This is a genomic window from Streptomyces sp. NPDC111507 (genome assembly GCF_055638955.1).
Window position 1 is genome coordinate 966,567 of sequence record NZ_JBVKBU010000001.1, and the last position, 23,823, is coordinate 990,389.

Consider the following 23,823-nt stretch of genomic DNA (forward strand, 5'->3'; position numbering starts at 1 on the left):
CCTAGTGCCGAACCGATCGGCCGGACGTCTTCGGGGAGACCTGAGTGGACAGCACAACCCAACTCACCATCCGCCGCACGGGGACCACCACCCCCGCGCGCACCTCGGGTTCCCCCGCTCCGCCCGGCTCGCACGAGATCACCCACTCCGGCGCGCACGTATACGATCCCGACCGGCCCGCCGGGTCGCTGCACCTCAGGGCCGCCCGAGTACTCGAAGACAACTGGACGGGAACGTCCACGGTTCCCTCGCACGGCCTGTATCCGCACCAGTGGTCCTGGGACTCCGCCTTCATCGCGATCGGCCTGCGCCACCTGTCCCCCTTGAGGGCACAGACGGAACTGGAGACGCTGCTCGGCGCCCAATGGGGTGACGGCCGGATCCCGCACATCGTCTTCAACCCCTCCGTCCCGCTCGACGCCTACTTCCCGAGCCCCGACTTCTGGCGCTCCTCGACCGCGGGGCGCGCTGCGGGCGCCCCGCGCACCGTACAGACGTCGGGCATCGTGCAGCCACCGGTGCACGCGCTCGCCGCCTGGCTGGTGCACCAGGCCGACCCGGGGCTGTCCCGGTCGCGTTCCTTTCTCTCCCGGATGTATCCCCGGCTGGCCGCCTGGCACCGCTATCTGCTGCACCGGCGGGACCTGGGCGGCGGCGGGCTCGCCTCCGTGGTCCACCCGTGGGAGCAGGGCATGGACAACAGCCCGTGCTGGGACGCCCCGCTCAGCCGTGTCACCCCGGCCGCGCCGCGCTCCTTCCGCCGCGCCGACCTCGACCACGGGTCCGCGGAGGACCGGCCGACGGACCTCGACTACGGCCGGTACGTGCGACTCGCGACGGACTACCGGGACGGCGGGTACGCCGACGGCGCCAGCGAGTTCGCCGTCGAGGACCCGGCGTTCAACGCGCTGCTGATCGCCTCCGAGCACGCGCTCGCCGCGATCGCGCAGGAACTGGGCGCGGCGGGGACGGCGCGGCACGCCCGCGCGGAACGGTTGACGGCGGCGCTGGTGGAGCGCCTGTGGGACCCGACGGAGGGGATGTTCTTCTGCCGGGATGTGTACGGCGGGGACGGGGGCGGTGGGGAGTCGTACGGCGGGGATGCCCGCGACGGGGGCGAGAGCGGTGCTCTTGGTCCGGAGCGGCGCTCTCCTGAGAGCGGCGATCTCGCCTCGGAGCGGCGCTCTTCCGGGAGCGGTGCTCACGGGTCGGAGCGAGGCTCTCGGAGCGGTGCTCTCGCACCGGAGCAGCGCTCCGCCGAGAGCGGTGCTCACGCTTCGGAGCGACGCTCTCGCCAGAGCGGCGCTCTCGCTTCGGAGCAGCGCTCTCGCGCCGGGACGCTCATCCCCGAGCGCAGCGTGGCCGGACTGCTCCCGCTCATCCTCCCCGCACTCCCCCGCGACATCGCCGCCACCCTGGTCCGCACGGCGGGCGGGCCGCACTTCGGGCTCGGCGGGGTCGCCCGGCTGGCGCCGAGTTACGACCTGACCGGGCACGCCTTCGACCCGCACCGCTACTGGCGCGGCCCGGCGTGGTTCAACACGAACTGGCTGCTGGAGCGCGGGCTGCGGCTGCACGGGGAGCACGGGCGCGCGGAGGAGTTGCGGGCGGCGCTGCTGGAGACGGCGGACACGTCCGGGTTCGCGGAGTACGTGGATCCGTACACCGGCGAGGCCTGCGGCGCGCTCGGCTTCAGCTGGACGGCCGCGCTGACGCTCGACCTGCTGCACGAGCCCGCGCGAGCCGACCAGGCGGATCGGTCGACGCAAGTCGTGTCCCATCCGGGGCGCCGCGCGTTCGACAAGGCACAGGGCACGCCGCCACACACATCGCACGCATCACACACGCCACACGCGCCACACACGACACACAGTTCATTCGAGACGGGCGCCAATGGAGGGGACCGGGGATGACGGACCGGCATCATCTGCTCGTGCACGGTGGAACGTTCGCCGCCGTGGGCGACGGCGGGGACATCAGCGGGGTGCGCGGCGGCAGCTCCCCGGACGGGTTATTCGTACGGGATGCCCGGCACCTCAGCCGCTGGCAGCTGACCGTCGACGGCGCGGTGCCCGAGGCGCTGACGCCGGTCGCGGACGGCGACACGGCGCGCTGTGTGCTCGTCCCGCGCGGCGGGCGCAACGAACCGCCCGCGTACACGGTCTTCCGTGAACAGGCCGTCACCGACGGCGCGTTCGTGGAGGCGCTGCGCGTCACCAGCAACCGCCCGTCGCCCACGAGCGTGCGCATCGCGCTGACCATGGACGTCGACTTCACGGACCAGTTCGAGCTGCGCTCCGACCACCGTACGTACGCCAAGATCGGCGCCGTACGGGGGCGTCAGGTCCTCGATGACGGGGTGGAGTTCAGCTACCAGCGCGGGGAGTGGCGGTCCTGCACGACGGTCACCTCCGAGCCGCCGCCGGACGGGGTCGAGGAGACCGGCACCGGCGCCCGTCGCCTCGTGTGGACCCTGGACCTCGAACCGCACGCCTCGGCGGAGCTTGCGCTGCGCGTGGCGGCCCGTCCGCACGGGGCGCTGAAGGACCCGGAGGTGCCCGCCTCACCTTCCGCGGCGAATGAACAACTCCTGGCGCTGGAGGGTGAGTTCGCGGACGGCGTGCCCTTCCCGACCGGCTGGCCTGAGCTGGCCGCGGCCTGTGCGCGCGGGCTGTCCGATCTCGCGGTGCTCCAGGTCCCGGCGACGGGCCCGGACGGCGAGGAGCTGCGGGTGCCGGCGGCCGGAGTGCCGTGGTTCCTCACACTCCTGGGCCGCGACGCCCTGCTGACCTCGCTGTTCGCGCTCCCCTACCGCCCCGAGCTCGCCGCCGCCACGCTGCCCGCGCTCGCCGCGACGCAGGCGGTCGAGATGGGAGCGGGTGCGGTCGCCCAGCCCGGCAAGATCGTGCACGAGGTGCGGCACGGCGAGCTGGCGCACTTCGGGCAGGTGCCGTACGGGCGGTACTACGGATCGGTGGACGCGACGCCGCTGTTCCTGGTGCTGCTCGGCGCGTACACCGAGCAGACGGGTGACCCGGCCCTGGCCCGGCGGCTGGAGGCCAACGCCCGGGCGGCGATCGGCTGGATGCTGGACCACGGCGGTCTGACCTCCGTCGGCTATCTCGTCTACCGAGCGGACGGCGGCGGCCTCGCCAACCAGAACTGGAAGGACTCCCCCGGCGCGATCTGCTCCGCCGACGGGAGCCGTCCCAGTGGGCCGGTGATGGCCGCGGGCGCGCAGGGATACGCGTACGACGCGCTGCGCCGCACCGCCCACCTGGCCCGTACGGTCTGGGGCGACGAGGTCTACGCCGCTCTGCTCGAACAGGCGGCGGGCGACCTCCGTGACCGTTTCCAGCGGGACTTCTGGATGAGTGAACACGCTTTCCCCGCACTGGCGTTGGACGGTGACGGCCGTCAGGTCGACGCCCTCGCCTCGGACGCCGGGCATCTGCTGTGGTCGGGGCTGCTCGACAAGGAGTACGGCGAACTGGTCGGCCACCGCCTGCTGGAGCCGGACTTCTTCTCCGGCTGGGGAGTGCGTACCCTGGCCGCCGGTCAGCCGGCGTACCACCCGATGTCGTACCACCGCGGTTCGGTCTGGCCGCACGACAACGCGCTGATCACGCTGGGGCTGGCCCGCTACGGCCTGCACGACGAGGCCCGGACGGTCGCCCACGCGCTCGTCGACGCCGCCACGGTCGGCGGCCACCGTCTGCCGGAGGTCCTCGCGGGGTACGGCCGCGAGACACACGGGGAGCCGGTGCCTTATCCGCACGCGTGCGTACGGGAGTCCCGTTCGGCGGCGGCGCCGCTGGCGTTGCTCACGGCGGTCGGGGGCGCTTGAGGGAACCCCCGGCCTCCTGGCCCCCGGCCCCCGGCAGAAGAGTCAGCCCCCGGACGTGTCCAGTTCCGCGTCCTCGCCGATGCCCGCGCAGTCGTACGGGTCCTTGAGCCAGCCGTCCGGCAGGACGACCCTGTTGTTGCCGGACGTGCGGCCGCGGGGCCCGTCCGCGCCCGTGGGCCAGGGCTGGTCGAGGTCCAACTCGGCGAGGCCGTCCGAGAGTTCGGCGAGGGACGACGTGATCGCGAGCCGCTTGCGCATTTCGGAGCCGACCGCGAAGCCCTTCAGGTACCAGGCCACGTGCTTGCGGAAGTCGATGACGCCGCGCGCCTCGTCGCCGATCCACTCGCCGAGCAGGGTGGCGTGGCGGACCATGACGGCCGCGACCTCGCGCAGGGTCGGGCGGGCGTAGGCGTCCTGGCGCCCCTCGAAGGCGGCCACCAGGTCGCCGAACAGCCACGGCCTGCCGAGGCAGCCGCGCCCGACCACGACCCCGTCGCAGCCGGTCTCGCGCACCATCCGCAGCGCGTCCTCCGCCGACCAGATGTCGCCGTTGCCGAGGACGGGGATCTCCGGCACATGCTCCTTGAGGCGCGCGATGGCGTCCCAGTCGGCCGTGCCGCCGTAGTGCTGGGCGGCGGTGCGGCCGTGCAGGGCGATGGCGGTGACGCCCTCCTCGACGGCGATCCGTCCGGCGTCGAGGAACGTCATGTGGTCGTCGTCGATGCCCTTGCGCATCTTCATCGTCACCGGGAGGTCGCCCGCCCCGCTGACGGCCTCGCGCAGGATCGCCCGCAGGAGATTGCGCTTGTAGGGGAGGGCGGAGCCGCCGCCCTTGCGGGTGACCTTCGGGACGGGGCAGCCGAAGTTCAGGTCGATGTGGTCGGCGAGGCCCTCCTCCGCGATCATGCGGACGGCCTTGCCGACGGTCGCCGGGTCCACGCCGTACAGCTGGATCGAGCGCGGCTTCTCGGTCGCGTCGAAGTGGATCAGCTGCATGGTCTTCTCGTTGCGCTCGACCAGCGCCCGCGTGGTGATCATCTCGCTGACGAACAGGCCCTTGCCGCCGCTGAACTCGCGGCACAGCGTGCGGAACGGCGCGTTCGTGATCCCGGCCATGGGGGCGAGGACGACGGGCGGCTGGACCGTGTGGGGGCCGATCGACAACGGGGAAGCGGCGAGGGCGGCGGGGGCGAGGGCGGTCGTGGACATTCCCCCATTGTCGCGTACGCGGACGGGTGCGATGACTGTGGTGACTGTCATGAATGAGTGCGGTGCGCAACAAAGAGGGGTCAGGGGAGGGTCATTAGTTAGACGCACTATCGACACGGGCGTAGGCTGGAGGAATGCCCGAGCTCAGTCCCCGCCACCGTCTTCTCGTCCTCGCGATCTGCTGCATGAGCCTGCTGATCGTGAGCCTCGACAACACGGTCCTGAACGTCGCCCTCCCCTCGATGCAGAAGGAACTGCACGCGAGCGTGGCGGGCCTCCAGTGGACCATCGACGCGTACACGCTGGTCCTGGCGTCGCTGCTGATGCTCGCGGGCTCGACCGCCGACCGCATCGGCCGCCGCCGGGTCTTCAAGGCGGGCCTGGTGATCTTCACCCTCGGTTCGGTCCTGTGTTCCGTCGCTCCGAACCTGGACTCGCTCGTCGCCTTCCGCATGGTGCAGGCGGTCGGCGGCTCGATGCTGAACCCGGTCGCGATGTCGATCATCACCAACACCTTCACGGACCCGCGCGAGCGCGCCCGCGCGATCGGCGTCTGGGGTGGCGTGGTCGGCATATCGATGGCCGCGGGCCCGATCGTCGGCGGCCTGCTCGTGGACTCGGTCGGCTGGCGGTCGATCTTCTGGATCAACCTCCCGGTCGGCCTCGCCGCGCTCCTGCTCACCTGGCGTTACGTCCCCGAGTCCCGCGCCCCCAAGGCCCGCCGCCCCGACCCGGTCGGGCAGCTCCTCGTCATCGCGCTGCTCGGCTCCCTGACGTACGCGATCATCGAGGCGCCCAACTCCGGCGCCCCCAAGACCCTCGCCTTCGGCGCGATCGCCCTCGCCGCGCTGCTCGGCCTGCTGTGGTACGAGCCCCGGCGCGCCGAACCCCTCATCGACCTGCGCTTCTTCCGTTCGGCGCCGTTCAGCGGGGCCACAGTCGTCGCCGTCAGCGCGTTCGCCGCGCTCAGCGGGTTCCTGTTCCTCTCTACGCTCTATCTGCAGAACGTGCGCGGCCTGGACGCGCTGCACGCGGGCCTGTGGATGCTGCCCATGGCGGTCATGTGCTTCGTGTGCGCGCCGTTGTCGGGACGGCTGGTCGGCAACCGGGGGCCGCGACTGCCCCTGCTGATCGCGGGGGTCTCGATGACCGCGAGCGGGATTCTCTTCGCCGCGTTCGAAGGCGAGACCTCGAACGTCACGCTCGTCATCGGGTACGTCCTCTTCGGCCTCGGCTTCGGCTTCGTGAACGCCCCCATCACCAACACCGCCGTGTCCGGCATGCCCCGCACCCAGGCCGGCGTCGCTGCCGCCGTCGCCTCCACCAGCCGCCAGATCGGCGGCACCCTCGGTGTCGCCGTGGTCGGCGCGGTCCTGGCCTCCGGCATCCAGGCCTCGGCGTACCGGGAGACGTTCGTGTCGGCCGCCCGCCCCGGCTGGTGGATCCTGGCCGGCTGCGGTCTCGCCGTGCTCGTCCTGGGCGCGCTGACCAGCGGACGCTGGGCCCGCGGGACGGCCGAGCGGACGGCACGGCAGCTGGAGTCGACGGAGGTCAGGGACTCGGTGAGCGTCCGCGCCTAGGCGGGCCCGGGGCCCTGTCGGCCTAGGCCGCTTCCGTCTCCGCCATCAGCGCGATCTCGTGCAGCTTCCTCAGACGTTCACGGCTCTGCTCGTCCACGGGGGCGTACGTCACCATGCGGGCGCCCGTGTCGGGGGCGAGCCACAGGTCGGTGTGGTCGACGGTGAGCAGCCCGACGTACGGGTTCAGGAACTGCTTGATCTTGCTGCGCGAGCCGCCGTACACCTCGTACCGCTCCCAGATCTCACGGAACTCCGCCGACTCGGTCCGCAGTCGTTTGACCAGCAGCTTCCAGGCGGGCTCGCCGAGGTGGCCGGCCATCGAGCCGCGCAGCTTGGCGGCCATCACGCGCATGGTCTCGTCGAGGAGCACGATCGACTCGCGCCACTCCGGGTGGGTGTAGGCGAGGATCATGAGGTTGCGGTCCTCGGGCGGTACGGAGTTGAGGTCGCGCATCATCAGCCGGGCGTACGTGCGGTTGTACGCCAGGATGTCGTAGCGGCTGTTCTGGATGCAGGCCGGGACCGGCTCCAGCTGGGACAGCACCTCGAGCAGGGCCGGGGTGAGCGTCGGGCACCGCGCGGCGGGCGTGGGGTCGACGGCTCCGGCCAGCCGGAAGAGGTGGGCGCGCTCGCTGGTGTCGAGCAGCAGGGTCCGGGCCAGGGCGTCGAGTACCTGTTCGGAGACCTGGATGTCACGGGCCTGTTCGAGCCAGGTGTACCAGGTGACGCCGACGGAGGAGAGCTGCGCGACCTCCTCGCGGCGCAGGCCCGGCGTGCGCCGGCGGCGGCCGCGGGGCAGTCCGACCTGTTCCGGTGTGATGCGCTCACGGCGGTTGCGCAGGAAGGTGGCGAGCTCGTGCCGCCGGATCTCGCTGCCGCGAGGGGCGGCGGAGCCGTGCGGCTCGGGGTCCACCGGCCGCGGAGAAGTCACGGACACCGCCCGCTGAGCAGGGTCGATGGCCTCCACCGGCCAGGGAGCGGTGCTCTCCTGCGTCATCGTCGTCATGCCTCCAGCCTGCCGTTCGCCGGAACCTGTTGCCAGGTAGTGCTTCTACCAGGATAAGGACACTCTGGTACCAGTCTGAGGTCAGGAGAAGTCTGGAGGACGTGACCGAAACCGGAACCCTCAGGACTCCAGTCCGCTCGCCCTCCACGGCACCCGTACTCAGCGGCCTCGGCCTCTTCACCGTGCTGCTCGGAGCGGCACTGCCCCTCATCGACTTCTTCATCGTCAACGTAGCCCTCCCGACCATCGGCCGGGACCTGAACGCGAGCGAAGCCGTCCTCGAACTCGTCGTCGCCGGGTACGGAGTCGCGTACGCCGTCCTGCTCGTCCTGGGCGGCCGCCTCGGCGACCTCTTCGGGCGACGCCAGTTCTTCCTCGGCGGCATGGCGGCCTTCGGCATCACCTCCCTGGCGTGCGGGCTCGCGCCCAGCGCCTGGACGCTGGTGGCGGCGCGCGTCGCACAGGGCGCGGCGTCCGCGGCGATGCTGCCGCAGGTGCTCGCCACCATCCAGGCGGCGACGGCGGGCCCGCGCCGCGCCAAGGCCATGGGCCTGTACGGGGCCACGGCCGGTCTGTCCATGGTGGCCGGGCAGATACTCGGCGGCCTCCTCGTCGCGGCGGACATCGCGGGCACCGGCTGGCGCGCGGTGTTCCTCGTGAACGTGCCCGTCGTGATCCTCGGCCTGATCCTGGCCACGCGCGCCGTCCCCGAGACGCGCTCGCAGCACCCGGAGCCGATCGACACCCCCGGCACGGTGCTGCTCGCCGTGTCCCTTCTCGCGCTCCTCGCCCCGCTCACCGAGGGCAGGGCGGCGGGCTGGCCCCTGTGGACCTGGCTGTCGCTGGCGCTGTTCCCCCTCGCCGCCGCGGCGTTCTACTTCGTCGAGCGCCGGGAGGACCGCGAGGGCCGTACGCCCCTGGTGCCGCCGAGCCTGTTCGCGCTGACCTCGCTCCGCCGGGGCCTGATCATGATCGTGCCGTTCTCGATCGGTTTCAGCGGCTTCATGTTCGTGATCGCGGTGGCGCTGCAGCGAGGTGCGGGCCTCGGCCCGGTCCCGGCGGGCCTGGCCCTGGCGCCGATGGCCGCGGTCTTCTTCGTCGTCTCCCTCTGCGGCCCCCGGCTGATCGCCCGCTACGGCACCCGGATCGTCACCGCGGGCGGGCTGATCCAGGCGGTGGGCGTGGCCCTCATCGCGCTGGCCGCCTGGCGGTCCTGGCCCGACCTGGGCGTATGGCAACTGCTGCCGGGCGCGGCGGTCGCGGGCGCGGGCCAGGCGCTCCAACTCCCCGTCCTCATCCGGATCATCCTCTCCGAGGTGCCGTCCGCGCGGGCCGGCGTCGGCAGTGGCGTCATGGCCACCACCCAGCAGTCGGCCCTCGCCGTCGGCGTCGCCACCCTGGGCACCCTCTTCCTGTCCCTCGCCTCGAGCAACGGCATGCGGGACGCCCTCGTCACCACCCTCCTGGTCCAACTGGCGGGCGTGGCCCTGACGACGGCCCTGAGCCTGCGACTGCCGCGCACGATCAGCTGAACGGCCGGAGCAGTCGGAGCAGTCGGGGTATCCGCTCCATGACGCAACTCCTCAGTGCCGGACCAGACAGAAGGGATGTCCTGCCGGATCCGCGTAGACGTGCCACGCCCGCCCGTCGGAGACGTCCAGCGGCGTCGCGCCCAGGGCCAGGACCCGTTCCCGCGCCCGGTCCAGGTCGGGGACGCCGAAGTCCAGGTGGAACTGCTGGGGGTGGGCAGGATCGGGCCACCGCGGAGGGCGGTACTCCGCGGCCGGCACGCGCTGGAAGGCAAGCACGAGACCGGACGGCGTGTGCAGCGTCGACCAGGCCTCGCCGAGCGCCCAGCGTCGGTCCGGCCGGTTGACACTCCCGCCGAGCAAGGCCTCGTAGAACTCGGCGAGTCGGAGCGGCTCGGGGCAGTCCAGCACCACGCACTGCGGTTCGGCGATCACGCGCCGATCCCAGGCCGGCTCCCGGGGCGGGCAGGTGGGGCGGCCAGGGTGTCCGACTGGTGGGCGCGGCGTAGGGCGTTCGCGACGAAGCCGTTCGCCTTCAGTTCCTCGACGAGGTCGTGGAGGAAGCGGACGGTCTCGGGGTGGCGGGCCCTCGTCGTGCCGACCGCTTGCCGGATCTGCATGAACCGGTCCTCGATCAGGCGGAGTTCGGGGCGCGCCGCGACGAACTCCGTCATCGGCTGCCTGATCCCGGCCGCGACCTCCAGCCCCTCGGCCCGGAACGCCTCGACCCCGTCCTCCCCGCGCACCACGCTCGCGTGCCGAAGCGTACGCGAGAGGAAGAGGTCGTAGGCGGAACCGCGCTTCACACCGATCCGTACGCCGGGACGGTCGACCTCGGCGACGGTCGTCAGGTCCGAGTCGCGGGGCACGGCGTACACGCCCTCGATCACGACGTACGGCGCCGTGAACGCGACCTCGGCCTCCCGCGCGGGCTCGACGGCCAGGAAGCACAGGTCGGCACGGCCCTCCGCCATCGCCTCGTACGACTTGCGGGCCGCGTCGAAGCAGAGAAGTTCCACGGGGACGTCCAGGCGGGCGCCGATCTCCCGCGCGAGGTCGACGGTGATACCGGCCGGGGCCGTCGGTGTGCCCTGGGCCAGCACGGGATTGCCCAGGTTGATCGAGGCCCGCAGGGCGCCGTGGGGCGCGAGGTCCTTGGCGATGGCGGGAGTTCCGGTCGTCATGCAGCGGAGTGTAGATCGGGCTGGCGCGGGAGTGCTGAGGGTGGGGAGGGTGGGGGTGCGGAGGGTGAGGGGAGGGTGGAGGTGCGGCAACGGGTCGTGATCGCGTACGACCACGCGGTGAACTCGCGGCCGAAGAACCCCCGTTGATCTTCCTGATGCTGCACACTCCTTGCTGCGAAAGGCCTGCCGCCAACGCCTTGCCGGGCAAGCGGAGCGGTAACACCTGGAGGTGTCATGCTGCAGATCAACACGAGCAAGGTAAGCCGCTGGGACCAGCACGGCCGCGAGCACGTCGTCCATGTCCAGCGCGCCGGTGTACAGCGCACGATCAAATGCGACACCTGCGGCTGGCGCAAGGGCGCGCAGTTCCTGCCGTGGCTGAAGGCGGAGGAGCACCTCGCCGAGGCGCATCAGGCGACGGTGGACCCGACGGAGGGATAGCCCTCCGCAGGGTCCACCGGTTCGCCGGGGCCCTTGATTCAATCGATTCGTCGGCGCAGTCCGCGCAGGACGAGGGTGACGACCGTCGAGAACTCGGCCTCGATGCCCGGCTGTTCCCACTCGTGGGCGTAGGCGGGGTCGTGGAAACGGTTCGTGGCGTGGAAGACGGCGCGGGCCGTCGCGACGGAGTCGCCGTCCACGGTCATGAAGTCCCCCTCCATCACGCCGCGATGAATGATGTCCGAGAGCTGGTCGACCAGCTCGGCGACGTGCTCCTCGACCACCGCGCTCGCCTCGCCGAGCAGCACCGAGTACGTGGCGAACAGCTCGGGATCGTCGCCCGCCTTGTGCCGCTTGGCGGTGAACAGCGTCGCCAGCCAGTGCTCGAGCGCCTCCGGGGGTGGCGCGGACGACGGTCTGGCGATCTCCGCGAGTATCTGCGACGTACGGTCCAGCCAGCGCTTCGTGACCGCCTCCCGCAGCGCCGCCTTCGTACGGAAGTGACGGTAGACGCTGCCGTGGCTGACGCCGAGCGCGCGGGCCACGTCCACCACGGTGGCCTTCGCGGGGCCGTGGCGGCGCAGCGCCTCCTCGGTCGCCTCGAGGATGCGCTCGGCGGTCAGTGCTTCGGTGGTCGGTGCCATGTCGAAAACCGTACCTGGCGGCACTGTCAGCGGTCGGTGCCGAGATGCGACATCTGCGCCGCCGGGTAGCGGTCACCCGCGGCGGCGTCCGCCGGCACGGCCTGCTCGATCGCGCCGAGGTCGGCGTCGTCGAGCGTGACGTCCAGCGCGCCGAGCGCCTCCGTCAGCCGCTCCCGGGTCCGCGCACCGACCAGCGGCACGATGTCCTCGCCCCTCGACAACACCCACGCGATCGCGATCTGCGCCACGCTGACGCCCTTCTGCTCCGCGATCTTCCGCAGCGCCTCGACGAGGGAGAGGTTGTGCTGGAGGTTCTCGCCCTGGAAGCGGGGGCTCATGGAGCGGAAGTCGGTCGGGGCCAGCTGCCGGTCGGCCGTGAAGTGGCCGGAGATCAGCCCGCGGGACAGCACGCCGTACGCGGTGATCCCGATGCCCAGCTCACGGGTGGTCGGCAGGACCTCGTCCTCGATGCCGCGCGAGATCAGCGAGTACTCGATCTGGAGGTCGGAGATGGGGGCGGTGGCGGCGGCCCGGCGGATGGATTCGGCGCCGACCTCGCTCAGGCCGATGTGCCTGACGTGCCCCTTCTCCACGAGCTCGGCGATCGCGCCGACCGTCTCCTCGATCGGGAGGTTCGGGTCGAGCCGCGCGATCCGGTACACGTCGATGTGATCGACGCCCAGGCGTTGCAGCGAGTACGCGGCGAAGTTCCGCACCGCGGCGGGCCGGCCGTCGTATCCGGACCAGCCGCCGTCCGGGTCGCGCAGGGCGCCGAACTTGACGCTGGTCAGCGCCTGCTCGCGCAGGGCCGCCGGAGCCGCGCGCAGGGCCTCGCCGATCAGCATCTCGTTGTGGCCCATGGCGTAGAAGTCGCCGGTATCGAGGAGCGTCACGCCCGCCTCGAGGGCGGCGTGGATGGTCGCGATGGACTCGGCCCGGTCCGCCTCGCCGTACAGCGCGGACATGCCCATGCAGCCGAGGCCGAGGGCGGAGACCTGGGGGCCGGTGGTTCCGAGGGGGCGGGTTTGCATGAGGACTCCTTGGTGTCCCTTGGGGGATTGGTGCCCTTTCACGATGGCATGACAGATGACAGATTTCAATATCTGTCATCTGTTATCTGTTATCTGTCATCCGATACTTGTCACCCGTCACCCGTCACCCGTCACCCGTCACCCGTCACCCGTCACCCGTCACCCGTCAGCTGGTAGCTGGTAGCTGGTAGCCGACATCCACCACCTGCCATCGGTCACCTGCCACCCGCCACCCGCCATCCCCCACCCCACTTTGGTCCAGACCTATTGACGACAGGTCTGGACCGCGGGCACTGTCATGCCTACGACACCTCACCGCACCCCCCCCCACCGGGAGGCCTCGCATGATCCGTCGGAAGCTGCGCCTGTTCGCCCTCGCACTCACCGCAGCCGTCCTCGCCCCACTGTCGGTCGCCACCGCCCCCACCGCATCCGCCGCCGACACCTGCGCCGTGAAGTCCCGCCCGTCCGGGAAGGTTCTCCAGGGTTACTGGGAGAACTGGGACGGCTCCTCCAACGGAGTGCACCCGCCGTTCGGATGGACGCCGATCACCGACTCCCGTATCGCCGCGCACGGCTACAACGTGATCAACGCGGCGTTCCCGGTCATCCGCTCCGACGGCACGGCGCTGTGGGAGGACGGGATGGACGCCGGTGTGAAGGTCGCGACGCCGGCGGAGATGTGCGCGGCCAAGGCGTCCGGGCAGACGATCCTGCTGTCGATCGGCGGGGCGGCGGCGGGCATCGACCTCAGTTCCTCAGCCGTCGCCGACAGGTTCGTCGCGACGATCGTGCCGATCCTGAAGAAGTACAACTTCGACGGTATCGACATCGACATCGAGACGGGCCTGGTCGGCAGTGGCAGCGTCGGTCAGCCGTCCACGTCCCAGGCCAACCTGATCCGGATCATCGACGGCGTGCTGTCGCAGATGCCGGCCAACTTCGGGCTGACCATGGCGCCGGAGACCGCGTACGTCACGGGCGGCAGCATCACGTACGGCTCGATCTGGGGCGCGTATCTGCCGATCGTCAAGAAGTACGCGGACAACGGGCGCCTGTGGTGGCTCAACATGCAGTACTACAACGGCAGCATGTACGGATGCTCCGGCGATTCCTACTCGGCGGGCACCGTCCAGGGCTTCACCGCGCAGACCGACTGTCTGAACAAGGGGCTGGTCGTGCAGGGCACCACCATCAAGGTGCCCTACGACAAGCAGGTCCCGGGTCTGCCCGCCCAGTCGGGCGCGGGCGGCGGCTACATGTCACCGAGCCTGGTCTCCCAGGCGTGGCGGCACTACGGCACCGGCCTCAAGGGCCTGATGACCTGGTCGATCAACTGGGACGGCTCGAAGAGCTGGACCTTCGGCGACAACGTCAAGGCGCTGCAGGGCCGCTGAGAACCAGGACGGCTCGGGGAGCAGTCCAGCGGTGGCCGGCAGGAGGTCGAAGTCGGCGGCGGTGACGTCCGAGTGGAGGTCACCGTCCGCCTGGCCGGCGGTCATGAGCTCGGTCGGCGCGGCGGCCTTCACCGCGCCGCGTCGAGGGATCCGCCGCCAGGAAGTGTTCGGCGAGCCGAAAAGCCCCCGGTTCCCGCGTCGCGGGAACCGGGGGCTTTTCACGGACGGGCCGGGTCAGCAGCCGATCAGGCGCGCGGCCAGGTAGCCCTCGATCTGGTCGAGGGAGACGCGCTCCTGCTTCATCGAGTCGCGCTCACGCACCGTGACGGCGTTGTCGTCGAGGGTGTCGAAGTCGACCGTGACGCAGAACGGGGTGCCGATCTCGTCCTGGCGACGGTAGCGGCGGCCGATGGCGCCCGCGTCGTCGAAGTCGATGTTCCAGTGCTGGCGCAGGGCGGTGGCGAGACCCTTGGCCTTCGGGGACAGCTCGGGGTTGCGGGAGAGCGGCAGGACGGCGACCTTGACCGGCGCGAGGCGCGGGTCGAGGCGCAGCACCGTGCGCTTCTCCATCTTGCCCTTGGCGTTGGGGGCCTCGTCCTCGACGTAGGCGTCCAGCAGGAACGCCAGCATCGCGCGGCCGACACCGGCGGCGGGCTCGATGACGTACGGAGTCCAGCGCTCGCCGGCCTCCTGGTCGAAGTAGGAGAGGTCCTGGCCGGAGGCCTTGGAGTGCGCGCCGAGGTCGTAGTCGGTGCGGTTGGCGACGCCCTCCAGCTCACCCCACTCGTTGCCGCCGAAGCTGAAGCGGTACTCGATGTCGGCGGTGCGCTTGGAGTAGTGGGAGAGCTTCTCCTTGGGGTGCTCGAACCAGCGCATGTTCTCTTCGCGCAGACCGAGGCCGGTGTACCAGTTCCAGCGCTCCTGCATCCAGTACTCCTGCCACTTCTCGTCCTCGCCCGGCTTGACGAAGAACTCCATCTCCATCTGCTCGAACTCGCGGGTGCGGAAGATGAAGTTGCCGGGCGTGATCTCGTTGCGGAAGGACTTGCCCATCTGCGCGATGCCGAAGGGCGGCTTGCGGCGCGAGGTCTGCTGGACCTGGGCGAAGTTGGTGAAGATGCCCTGGGCCGTCTCGGGGCGCAGGTAGGCGACGGAGCCGCTGTCCTGCGTGGGGCCGAGGTGGGTGGTGAGCAGGCCCGAGAACTGCTTGGGCTCGGTGAACGTGCCCTTGTTGCCGCAGTTGGGACAGTTGAGGTCGGCGAGGCCGTTCTCCGGGAGGCGGCCGTGCTTCGCCTCGTAGGCCTCCTCCAGGTGGTCGGCGCGGTAGCGCTTGTGGCAGGAGGTGCACTCGGTGAGCGGGTCGGTGAAGGTGGCGACGTGCCCCGACGCGACCCAGACCTCGGTCGCCAGGATCACCGACGAGTCGATACCGACGACGTCCTCACGGGAGGTGACCATGTAGCGCCACCACTGGCGCTTGATGTTCTCCTTGAGCTCGACGCCGAGCGGGCCGTAGTCCCAGGCGGCACGCTGTCCGCCGTAGATCTCACTACTGGGGAAAACGAAGCCACGGCGCTTGCTCAGGCTGACGATGGTGTCGATCTTGTCGGCGGCCACGGTGCTCTCTTCATTACGAACGGACGGCAGCGAATGATTCAGGTTACCGGCGCCGCCCACCCTCGTATCAAATCGGTTCGGGGACACCTCGCCCCATCGTGCCCCTTACCGGCTCATTCGCCGCCTCGTTTACCGAGGGCTTACCCGGGGCTTGTTGACAATCGTTTCCAAGTTTGTTGAAAATGACTGTCATGAACGTACGTCGGCGCCTCGCCGCTTCTCGAATAAGCACCGCCGGGTCCGCGGCCCTGGCAGCCACCGCCGTCGGCCTCGGCGCCCTCACCGGCTGCTCGGCTTCCACGGCGGCCGACGGCAAGAGTGACGGGAAGCTCGACATCGTGGCGTCGTTCTACCCCATGCAGTACCTCGCCGAGCAGATCGGCGGGACGCACGTGCACGTCACGAGCCTGACCCAGCCCGGTCAGGAGCCGCACGACCTGGAGATCAGCGCCCGGCAGACCGCGCGGCTCCAGTCGGCGGACGCCGTCGTCTACCTCAAGAACCTGCAGCCGGCCGTCGACGACGCCGTGGCGCAGTCCGAGGTCAAGACCAAGATCGACGCCGCGTCGCTGACGACCCTGGAGAAGCACGGCAACGAGGTCGGCGGGCACGCGGCCTCGCACGACACCTCCAAGGGCGAGGAGAGCGGCTCCGCCGACCCGCACATCTGGCTCGACCCGGTGAAGTACGGCCAGGTCGCCGAAGGGGTCGCCAAGGCCCTCAAGAAGGCCGACCCGAAGAACGCCGCGGACTACGACAAGAACATGGCGGCGCTGCGGAAGAAGTTCGCCGATCTCGACACCCGGTACAAGACCGGGCTGGCGGACACCAGGACCAAGGTCTTCGTCACCACGCACGCCGCCTTCGGCTACCTCGCCGAGCGCTACGGCCTCACCGAGGAGGCCATCAACGGCCTGGACCCGGAGTCGGAGCCCAGCGCGAACCGCGTGAAGGACCTTGAGAAGATGGCGAAGGCCGACGGCGTCTCGACGGTCTTCTACGAGACGCTCGTCAGCGACAAGACCGCCAAGACCATCGCGGGCGACGCGAACCTGAAGACGGACGTCCTCGACCCGATCGAGGGCATCACCGACAAGTCCAGGGGCAGCGACTACTTCCAGGTCATGGAGTCGAACCTGAAGGCGCTGCGAACGGCGTTGGGCGCCAAGTGACACCGTCCGAATTCCAGGAGGACAGCGTGAGCGAGCCCGTCATATCCCTGCGCGGCGTGACCGCCGAGCTGGGTTCGCGCCCCGTCCTGCGCGGCATCGACCTCACCGTGCACCGCGGTGAGGTCGTCGCGCTGCTCGGCGCCAACGGCTCCGGCAAGTCGACGGCCATCCGCAGCGTCATCGGCCAGGTCCCGGTCAGCGGCGGCGAGATAGAGATCTTCGGCACCCCGCGGCGCCGCTTCCGCGACTGGAAGCGGGTGGGGTACGTGCCGCAGCGCACGACCGCCGCGGGCGGCGTGCCCGCCACGGTGACCGAGATCGTCGCCTCCGGCCGGCTCTCCCGTGCCCGCTTCGGCGTGCTGCGCAAGGCCGACCACGAGGCCGTACGGCACGCCCTGGAGCTCGTCGGCATGGCGGACCGCGCCAAGGACTCGGTGAACGCCCTGTCGGGCGGCCAGCACCAGCGCGTCCTGATCGCCCGCGCCCTCGCCTCCGCACCCGAGCTGCTGATCATGGACGAGCCGATGGCGGGCGTCGACCTGGCGAGCCAGGAGGTGCTGGCCCGGACCCTGCGCGAGCAGGTCGCGGCGGGCACCACCGTCCTGCTCGTCCTGCACGAGCTGGGCCCCCTGGAGCCACTGATCGACCGCGCGGTCGTCCTGCGCGACGGCTGCGTCCTGCACGACGGCCCGCCCCCACAGGCGGTCGGCCAGCACGCTCTGCCCGGCCACGACCACATACACCCGCACGCGGCTCACGACGCCGAACCGATCCGGACGGGACTGCTGAGCTGATGGGACCGCAGAGCTGATGGACATCCTGAACTACGACTTCATGCAGCGGGCGCTGCTCGCCGCCGTCCTGGTGGGCATCACCGCGCCCGCCGTCGGCATCTACCTCGTCCAGCGCCGCCAGGCCCTGATGGGCGACGGCATCGGCCATGTAGCGATGACCGGTGTCGGCCTCGGCTTCCTGCTCTCCACCAACCCGGTGTGGATGGCGACGGCCGTCTCGGTCCTCGGCGCCGTGATCATGGAGCTGATCCGCTGGTACGGCAAGACGCGCGGCGACATCGCGCTCGCCATGCTCTTCTACGGCGGTATGGCGGGCGGCGTGATGTTCATCAACCTCGCGCCGACGGGCTCGAACGCCAACCTGACCTCGTACCTCTTCGGCTCGCTCTCCACGGTGAGCGAGTCCGACGTGACGGCGATCTGCTGGCTCGCGGCCTTCGTCGTCCTGGTCACTCTCGGCCTGCGCCGGCAGCTGTTCGCGGTCAGCCAGGACGAGGAGTTCGCGCGGGTGACGGGCCTGCCGGTGCGCGCCCTGAACCTGCTCACCGCCGTCACCGCCGCCGTCACCGTGACGGTCGCGATGCGGGTGGTCGGCCTGCTCCTGGTCAGCGCGCTGATGGTGGTCCCGGTGGCCGCGGCCCAGCAGCTCAGCCGCAGCTTCGCCGCCACCTTCGCGATCGCGGTGGCCATCGGGGTGAGCGTGACGATCGGCGGCACCGTGACGTCGTACTACCAGGACGTGCCGCCCGGTGCGACGATCGTGTTGCTGACCATCGGCGCGTTCATCGTGCTCACGGTGCTGGCGACCCCGCTGGCCCGGCGCCGTGCCCGGGCCCTGGCCGCGGCGCAGGGGGCCGGAGACCCCGCGGAGTGCGCGATTCCGGCCACCTGTGGCCCGGAACGCAAGGTCGGCGTCTGACCACGCACAGTCCGGGCTGGCACAATGGCCGGGCAAGGGCAGACGTGAGGAGGCAACGGTGACAACCGCTGGATCGCCCGTTCGGGGCCGTTCCACCCGGCAGCGTGCCGCCGTGGCGGCGGCGCTCGACGAGGTGGACGAGTTCCGCAGTGCGCAGGAGCTCCACGACATGCTCAAGCACAAGGGTGACTCCGTCGGACTCACCACCGTGTACCGCACGCTGCAGTCCCTCGCCGACGCCGGCGAGGTCGACGTACTGCGTACCTCCGACGGCGAGTCCGTCTACCGCCGCTGCTCCACCGGCGAGCACCACCACCACCTCGTCTGCCGCGTCTGCGGCAAGGCGGTCGAGGTCGAGGGCCCGGCCGTCGAGAAGTGGGCGGAGGCGATCGCGGTGGAGCACGGCTATGTGAACGTCGCGCACACGGTGGAGATCTTCGGCACCTGTGCGGAGTGCGCATCCGCCAAGGGGTAACCGGGGGGGCTGCTTTTCGACTGCGGGTCGGTGGGGGCTGGGCGCGCGGTTCTCGCGCCCCTGAAGGGGGCGCCTCCTGACGGAGCGCCCCCTCACGCATCGGGCCCTATTCCTCGCGGCCCCGCATGCCCTGCTCCATCGCGAGCAGTTGCTCGTTCGGGACGGCGCCGCCGAAGCGGCGGTCGCGCTGGGCGAACTCGACGCACGCCCGCCACAGGTCGCGCCGGTCGAAGTCCGGCCACAGCACGTTCTGGAAGACCATCTCGGCGTAGGCGCTCTGCCAGAGCAGGTAGTTGGAGGTGCGCTGCTCGCCGCTCGGCCGCAGGAACAGGTCCACGTCGGGCATGTCCGGGTAGTAGAGGTACTTCGCGAAGGTCTTCTCGGTGACCTTCGACGGGTCGAGCCGGCCGGCCTTGATGTCCTCGGCCAAGGCCTGCGCGGCGTCGGTGATTTCGGCGCGACCGCCGTAGTTCATGCAGAAGTACAGCGTCAGCCGGTCGTTGTCCTTGGTCTGCTCCTGGGCGACCTGGAGCTCCTTGGCCACCGACTTCCACAGCTTGGGCATCCGGCCCACCCAGCGGACCCGGATGCCGAGTTCGTCGAGCTGGTCGCGGGTCTTGCGGATGAAGTCGCGGTTGAAGTTCATCAGGAAGCGCACCTCGTCGGGCGAGCGCTTCCAGTTCTCGGTGGAGAAGGCGTACAGCGAGATGGCGCCGACCCCCATCTCGATCGCGCCCTGCAGCACGTCGAGGACGCGCTCGGCGCCGACCTTGTGCCCCTCGGTACGCGGCAGCCCGCGCTCCTTCGCCCAGCGGCCGTTCCCGTCCATGACGATCGCCACGTGGTTCGGGATCAGCTCACCGGGGAGCTTGGGCGCGACAGCGCCGGAGGGGTGCGGTTCCGGCGTCTTGTACTCGCGGCGCTGGCGTCCCAGGATCCCGCGTACGACCATGTGCTTCTCGTCTCCCTCAGTCTTACTTTTCCACGTACCGGAGTGAGCGCAGCCCGCGCTCCAGATGCCAGTGCAGATAGGCCGACACCAGCCCGCTGCCCTCCCGGACATACCGCGGCTCGCACGCGTCCGCGGTCTCCCAGTCTCCCGTCAGCAGCGCGCCGAGCAGTTCGAGAGCCCCCGCCGAGGGTACGACGCTGCCGGGCACCCGGCAGTCCACGCAGACGGAACCTCCCGCCGCGACCGAGAAGAACCGATTCGGTCCCGGCATCCCGCACTTCGCGCAGGCGCTGAAGCTGGGCGCGTAGCCGTTCACGGCGAGGGAGCGCAGCAGGAAGGCGTCGAGGACGAGGTGCGGCTCGTGCTCGCCCCGGGCGAGGGTGCGCAGCCCGCCGACGAGCAGCAGATACTGCTGCACGGCGGGCTCCCCCTCGTGATCGGTGAACCGCTCGGCGGTTTCGAGCATGGCCGTACCGGCGGTGTAGCGCGCGTAGTCCGTCACGATCCCGCCGCCGTACGGAGCGATCGTCTCGCTCTGCGTGCACAGCGGCAGGCCGCGCCCGATCAGCTCGCTCCCCCGCGCGAAGAACTGCACGTCCACGTGTGAGAAGGGTTCGAGCCGGGCTCCGAACTTCGACTTGGTCCGCCGTACACCACGGGCCACGGCCCGTACGCGGCCGTGACCGCGGGTGAGCAGCGTGATGATCCGGTCCGCCTCACCCAGCTTCTGGGTGCGCAGCACGATGCCGTCGTCGCGGAACAGACTCATGCGGCCATTCTCGCGTACGCCGCGAGCGGCGCGTCGCCGTTACGGTTTCGTGAGGAATCACCCTGGTAGCGCTTGTGCCGGCGGGGGCCGGGATCGCCGGAACCAGCTGATCATCGACGTCCCGCGCTCCTGGAACGCCACCTCCTGGCCACGCCCCGCCCGCCCGTCCGCCCGGACCGCACGGCCTCCCGTACCGACGCCGAAGGCCGTGCGGTGCGCGCTTCTAGGGGACCTCACCGCGGCTGCGTGCGTTCGCATACGCCGTGGCCGCGCTGAGCCGCTCCGCCGCGGTGGCCCGTCGGACGGTGTCCGGCGCGCAGTCCCACTCCTTGCCCCCACCCAGCGGTCTCAGCTGTACGTACGGTCCCTCGTGTCCCATCACCATTCCCACCCTCCCTGTGTGCGTGTCGACGACGTACGAGCCGATCGGCGGCTTCGTCGGCGGCCTCACCGCGGCGCCACCGCGAGCCGGGTCGCGACCTCGATGGAGCAGCCGCCCCATTCGGTACGCGGCCAAAATGCCTCGCGCGCCAAACTCGCCGGGTCGATCCGGAGCGACGGCAACGTAATTCCGGCCTTCTCCAGTGCCGCCCGCAATTCCTTCACCGTTACCTCCGCCTCTTCGACGCAGAGCGCCGCGTGCAGTGCCTTCACCCTGCTCCCCCGACTTTCCGAGTTTCACTCTTCGCATCTCCAGGGTGACGCTCCGCATCTACACTCGACGGGAGTCTGTCCTTTGCAAGTTCGGCGCGCGGTAAGGGGTTTGGCCGACATCGGCCAGTTCGAACAGGCCATTCGGAAACCACAGTTGAATGCGGCGCGCATTACTTCTTCTTGGACCGGCGGCTCGTGTCCCCAGCGCTCCCCACACCTCAGGTCAGCCGGCCTTGCCGGTGTGCGAGTGACGCAGGCACTAGTCTGATGCCGCGGAACAGGCGTGCGACACAGGGGATTTGGGAAAGGTAACGGGCCATGCCGCTGAGCACCGGGGAATCGGAGTCCATCGGGTCGATAGGCGGCTACACGCTCGTCGACCGGCTCGGCAGCGGTGGCATGGGCGTCGTCTACCTGGGACGTTCCGACTCGGGACGGCAGGTCGCGGTCAAGGTCGTACACGCGCAGTACGCGCAGGACGAGGAGTTCCGCGTCCGCTTCCGGCAGGAGATCTCGGCGGCCCGCCGGGTGAGCGGAGCGTTCACCGCTCCCGTGGTGGACGCCGATCCGGACGCCGAAGTGCCGTGGATGGCGACGCTGTACGTGCCGGGCCGGACGCTGTCCGAAATCGTGGCGGAGAAAGGCCCGTTGAGCGGGCACGCGCTGCGCACCCTGGCGTTGGGGCTCGTCGAGGCGCTGCGGGACATCCACCAGGCCGGTGTGGTGCACCGGGACCTGAAGCCGAGCAACGTCCTGCTGGCCGAGGACGGTCCGCGCGTCATCGACTTCGGTATCTCGCGCGCCGCCGACAACCAGGCCCTCACCGTGACGGGGCGGCTGATCGGCACCCCGCCCTTCATGTCCCCGGAGCAGTTCGCCTCGCCCCGGGACGTCACCGCCGCCTCGGACGTGTTCTCGCTGGGCTCGCTGCTGGTGTACGCGGCCACCGGCAACCGTCCCTTCGACGGCGGCAGCCCCTACATGACGGGCTATCAGGTGGTGCACGAGCAGCCGGTCCTGGACGGCGTACCGGAGCCCCTCAGGAGCATCGCCGAGCGCTGTCTGGACAAGGACGCGACCGCCCGGCCCGACCTCACCGAGCTGCACCGGCTGTTCAGGGACCTGCCGGACGTGGCGACCGCCCCGGCCACTGCGGCCTCGGCGGGCCCCTCGACCGTCGTGGGAGGCCGCAGGGCCGCCCGGAGGCACGGTGACACGACGACCTCGACCGGCTTCGGCCGCCGCGGTCGCCGGGTGCGCCTCCTCGTCGCGCTCGGCGCGGCCCTGGCCGTCACGGCGGTGTCCGCGTCGGTGTACTACCTGGTGGCGCGCCCCAAGAGCACCGAGGGCACGCCCGGCGGGCGGACCACCGCGTCGCGCGCCGCCGCCTCTCCCGCCGCGGCGCTCCCCGCCGGCTGGAAGTCCTGGCGCGCGAACCTCACCCAGGCCCCGGACAAGGCGTACACGGACATCTCCATCAGCGGCTCGGAATCCGGCTGCGTGTCCAGCGGCTCCGCCCTGTACTGCGCGGGGTCCGGCTTCACGGTCGCCAAGCTCGACGCCGCCTCCGGCCGCGTCGAGTGGCGGGCCGGCCACACCCCGCAGACCACGCTGCCGCTCGGCGTCCGGGACGGCGTCGTGTACACCTACGAGAAGCCGGGCCTGAACGTGCGCGAGACCTGGCGCCTGGTCGCCCTCTCCGCCGACACCGGAAAGCGGCTCTGGTACCGCCCGGTCAACGAGGTCTGGCCCGCCGTCCTGTTCGACGGCGGCGTCCTGGCGAAGTCGGACGACGGGGAGGACGGGACGGAGTTCGTCGCCTTCGACGGCCGGACGGGCAAGGACCTGTGGCGGACACCGGCGAAGTCGTCGGTGACCAACTCCTGCTCCCCGCTGGCCCTGGACGGCGTCCCCTACGGCCTGTGCACACAGCAGACCTCCGACACGGGCTCGACCGGCCTGGTGCGCCTCGACCCGGCGGACGGCACGGCGCACGACCTCGCCACGCTGCCCCACGGGGTGGTGCCGCTCGGCACCACGGGCGGGCAGCCGCTGTTCGCGGTGCCACGGAACGCGGCGGAGGACGAGTCCGTCGACGATGCGGACACACCGTACTCAGGCCTGCTGAGGGTGAACCCGACCAGCGGCGCCCTCGGCCGGATCCCCCTGGCGGGCCCGCCGCACGGCTCGGCCACCCTCCTCGACGGCGTCGTGTACTTCGTCCGGCCCGACGGGACCGTCACCGCGGTCAGGGCGACCGACGGCGCCCGGCTCTGGCAGCGTGAGACGCAGATCGAGAATCTGTCGAAGCCGGTGCTGTCGACGACGTACGACGACCTCTTCTTCGTCAACCGCTACGGCCGGCTGCTCGCGCTCGACCGCGCGACCGGCGCCACGCGGTGGAACACGGACAAGCTGGACAACCCGGGGAACTCGCCGGAGACCACGGTCCCGAGCCTGCTGCTGGTGAAGGACGCGATCGTGGCCGTCGCGGGCGACACCGCCTTCTCCGTACGCCCGGACCGCCCCAAGGCCACACCGAAGCCGGCCGCGGCCACCCACTGACGCGACCCACGACACGACGTCACGTCGCGTCGTGTCGT

The 23,823-nt window shown here is 70.8% G+C and carries 22 protein-coding genes; 11 read left to right on the forward strand and 11 right to left on the reverse strand.

Annotated elements, in window-relative coordinates:
• Window positions 1-44 precede the first annotated feature (44 nt).
• Together ACZ7M2_RS04340 and ACZ7M2_RS04345 are read left to right on the forward strand one after the other, a co-directional pair.
• Entirely contained in the window at window positions 45-1,913 is a 1,869-nt protein-coding gene (locus tag ACZ7M2_RS04340; RefSeq protein ID WP_471594069.1) for an MGH1-like glycoside hydrolase domain-containing protein, read from the forward strand.
• Complete coding sequence (locus ACZ7M2_RS04345) at window positions 1,910-3,847, forward strand: amylo-alpha-1,6-glucosidase (RefSeq protein ID WP_471594070.1); 1,938 nt, start codon at window positions 1,910-1,912, stop codon at window positions 3,845-3,847. Before ACZ7M2_RS04340 ends, ACZ7M2_RS04345 begins: the two co-directional genes overlap by 4 nt.
• Before the next feature lie 42 nt (window positions 3,848-3,889).
• Here ACZ7M2_RS04345 and dusB read toward each other — a convergent pair whose 3' ends face one another.
• Window positions 3,890-5,056 (reverse strand): tRNA dihydrouridine synthase DusB, encoded by a 1,167-nt coding sequence (gene dusB / locus ACZ7M2_RS04350; protein ID WP_352046116.1) that lies wholly within the window; start codon window positions 5,054-5,056, stop codon window positions 3,890-3,892.
• A 134-nt stretch (window positions 5,057-5,190) separates the two neighbouring features.
• Here dusB and ACZ7M2_RS04355 point away from each other — a divergent pair, with 134 nt between their 5' ends.
• Window positions 5,191-6,636, forward strand: a complete 1,446-nt coding sequence (locus tag ACZ7M2_RS04355; RefSeq protein WP_471594071.1) for an MFS transporter — start codon at window positions 5,191-5,193, stop codon at window positions 6,634-6,636.
• 22 nt (window positions 6,637-6,658) lie between these two features.
• On the opposite strand, the gene ACZ7M2_RS04360 is transcribed toward ACZ7M2_RS04355, so the two are convergent.
• Window positions 6,659-7,642: a helix-turn-helix transcriptional regulator gene (locus ACZ7M2_RS04360; protein WP_471594072.1), complete on the reverse strand. Its 984-nt coding sequence runs from the start codon at window positions 7,640-7,642 to the stop codon at window positions 6,659-6,661.
• A gap of 101 nt (window positions 7,643-7,743) precedes the next feature.
• On the opposite strand from ACZ7M2_RS04360, the gene ACZ7M2_RS04365 reads away from it, so the two are divergent.
• The gene (locus tag ACZ7M2_RS04365; protein WP_403688113.1) at window positions 7,744-9,174 is read left to right on the forward strand and encodes an MFS transporter; all 1,431 of its coding nucleotides are present in this window, start codon (window positions 7,744-7,746) and stop codon (window positions 9,172-9,174) included.
• Between the two features lie 51 nt (window positions 9,175-9,225).
• Here the strand turns inward: ACZ7M2_RS04365 and ACZ7M2_RS04370 are convergent, their stop codons facing one another.
• Together ACZ7M2_RS04370 and ACZ7M2_RS04375 are read right to left on the reverse strand one after the other, a co-directional pair.
• The gene (locus tag ACZ7M2_RS04370) at window positions 9,226-9,606 is read right to left on the reverse strand and encodes a VOC family protein (protein ID WP_471594073.1); all 381 of its coding nucleotides are present in this window, start codon (window positions 9,604-9,606) and stop codon (window positions 9,226-9,228) included.
• The gene (locus tag ACZ7M2_RS04375; protein WP_471594074.1) at window positions 9,603-10,355 is read right to left on the reverse strand and encodes a transporter substrate-binding domain-containing protein; all 753 of its coding nucleotides are present in this window, start codon (window positions 10,353-10,355) and stop codon (window positions 9,603-9,605) included. The genes ACZ7M2_RS04370 and ACZ7M2_RS04375 overlap by 4 nt, the downstream gene beginning before the upstream one ends.
• A 234-nt stretch (window positions 10,356-10,589) precedes the next feature.
• Between ACZ7M2_RS04375 and ACZ7M2_RS04380 the strand changes: the two genes are divergently transcribed.
• Window positions 10,590-10,796 carry a hypothetical protein gene (locus ACZ7M2_RS04380; RefSeq protein WP_352046122.1) on the forward strand — a complete coding sequence of 69 codons (207 nt, stop codon included), beginning with the start codon at window positions 10,590-10,592 and terminating at the stop codon, window positions 10,794-10,796.
• A 38-nt stretch (window positions 10,797-10,834) separates the two neighbouring features.
• On the opposite strand, the gene ACZ7M2_RS04385 is transcribed toward ACZ7M2_RS04380, so the two are convergent.
• Both ACZ7M2_RS04385 and ACZ7M2_RS04390 read right to left on the reverse strand, forming a co-directional pair.
• Window positions 10,835-11,440 carry a TetR/AcrR family transcriptional regulator gene (locus tag ACZ7M2_RS04385; protein WP_471594075.1) on the reverse strand — a complete coding sequence of 202 codons (606 nt, stop codon included), beginning with the start codon at window positions 11,438-11,440 and terminating at the stop codon, window positions 10,835-10,837.
• A gap of 26 nt (window positions 11,441-11,466) precedes the next feature.
• Window positions 11,467-12,471: an aldo/keto reductase gene (locus ACZ7M2_RS04390; RefSeq protein WP_471594076.1), complete on the reverse strand. Its 1,005-nt coding sequence runs from the start codon at window positions 12,469-12,471 to the stop codon at window positions 11,467-11,469.
• Window positions 12,472-12,815: 344 nt separating this feature from the next.
• Between ACZ7M2_RS04390 and ACZ7M2_RS04395 the strand changes: the two genes are divergently transcribed.
• Complete coding sequence (locus ACZ7M2_RS04395) at window positions 12,816-13,868, forward strand: chitinase (protein ID WP_471594077.1); 1,053 nt, start codon at window positions 12,816-12,818, stop codon at window positions 13,866-13,868.
• Window positions 13,869-14,102: 234 nt separating this feature from the next.
• Here ACZ7M2_RS04395 and ACZ7M2_RS04400 read toward each other — a convergent pair whose 3' ends face one another.
• Window positions 14,103-15,485 carry a glycine--tRNA ligase gene (locus ACZ7M2_RS04400; protein WP_060901977.1) on the reverse strand — a complete coding sequence of 461 codons (1,383 nt, stop codon included), beginning with the start codon at window positions 15,483-15,485 and terminating at the stop codon, window positions 14,103-14,105.
• A 191-nt stretch (window positions 15,486-15,676) separates the two neighbouring features.
• On the opposite strand from ACZ7M2_RS04400, the gene ACZ7M2_RS04405 reads away from it, so the two are divergent.
• Genes ACZ7M2_RS04405 through ACZ7M2_RS04420 form a run of 4 tightly spaced genes read left to right on the forward strand, consistent with a single transcriptional unit; the run spans window position 15,677 to window position 18,845 of the window.
• Window positions 15,677-16,657, forward strand: a complete 981-nt coding sequence (locus tag ACZ7M2_RS04405) for a metal ABC transporter substrate-binding protein (protein ID WP_471594078.1) — start codon at window positions 15,677-15,679, stop codon at window positions 16,655-16,657.
• A gap of 26 nt (window positions 16,658-16,683) precedes the next feature.
• Window positions 16,684-17,451 carry a metal ABC transporter ATP-binding protein gene (locus ACZ7M2_RS04410; RefSeq protein ID WP_471594079.1) on the forward strand — a complete coding sequence of 256 codons (768 nt, stop codon included), beginning with the start codon at window positions 16,684-16,686 and terminating at the stop codon, window positions 17,449-17,451.
• Between the two features lie 16 nt (window positions 17,452-17,467).
• On the forward strand, window positions 17,468-18,370 hold the full coding sequence (locus ACZ7M2_RS04415) for a metal ABC transporter permease (RefSeq protein WP_471594080.1): 903 nt from the start codon (window positions 17,468-17,470) through the stop codon (window positions 18,368-18,370).
• Between the two features lie 58 nt (window positions 18,371-18,428).
• On the forward strand, window positions 18,429-18,845 hold the full coding sequence (locus ACZ7M2_RS04420; RefSeq protein WP_352046129.1) for a Fur family transcriptional regulator: 417 nt from the start codon (window positions 18,429-18,431) through the stop codon (window positions 18,843-18,845).
• A gap of 106 nt (window positions 18,846-18,951) precedes the next feature.
• Here ACZ7M2_RS04420 and ACZ7M2_RS04425 read toward each other — a convergent pair whose 3' ends face one another.
• From ACZ7M2_RS04425 to ACZ7M2_RS04440, 4 genes are all read right to left on the reverse strand, one after another.
• Window positions 18,952-19,797, reverse strand: a complete 846-nt coding sequence (locus ACZ7M2_RS04425; RefSeq protein WP_352046130.1) for an isoprenyl transferase — start codon at window positions 19,795-19,797, stop codon at window positions 18,952-18,954.
• A 22-nt stretch (window positions 19,798-19,819) separates the two neighbouring features.
• A complete protein-coding gene (gene recO / locus ACZ7M2_RS04430; protein WP_054235479.1) occupies window positions 19,820-20,566 on the reverse strand; it encodes a DNA repair protein RecO in 747 nt (248 codons plus the stop codon).
• Window positions 20,567-20,789: 223 nt separating this feature from the next.
• Window positions 20,790-21,068 (reverse strand): hypothetical protein, encoded by a 279-nt coding sequence (locus tag ACZ7M2_RS04435; RefSeq protein ID WP_352046131.1) that lies wholly within the window; start codon window positions 21,066-21,068, stop codon window positions 20,790-20,792.
• On the reverse strand, window positions 21,014-21,220 hold the full coding sequence (locus ACZ7M2_RS04440) for a hypothetical protein (protein ID WP_471594081.1): 207 nt from the start codon (window positions 21,218-21,220) through the stop codon (window positions 21,014-21,016). Before ACZ7M2_RS04440 ends, ACZ7M2_RS04435 begins: the two co-directional genes overlap by 55 nt.
• 318 nt (window positions 21,221-21,538) lie before the next feature.
• Between ACZ7M2_RS04440 and ACZ7M2_RS04445 the strand changes: the two genes are divergently transcribed.
• A complete protein-coding gene (locus ACZ7M2_RS04445; protein ID WP_471594082.1) occupies window positions 21,539-23,785 on the forward strand; it encodes a serine/threonine-protein kinase in 2,247 nt (748 codons plus the stop codon).
• The last annotated feature ends 38 nt before the right edge of the window (window positions 23,786-23,823 follow it).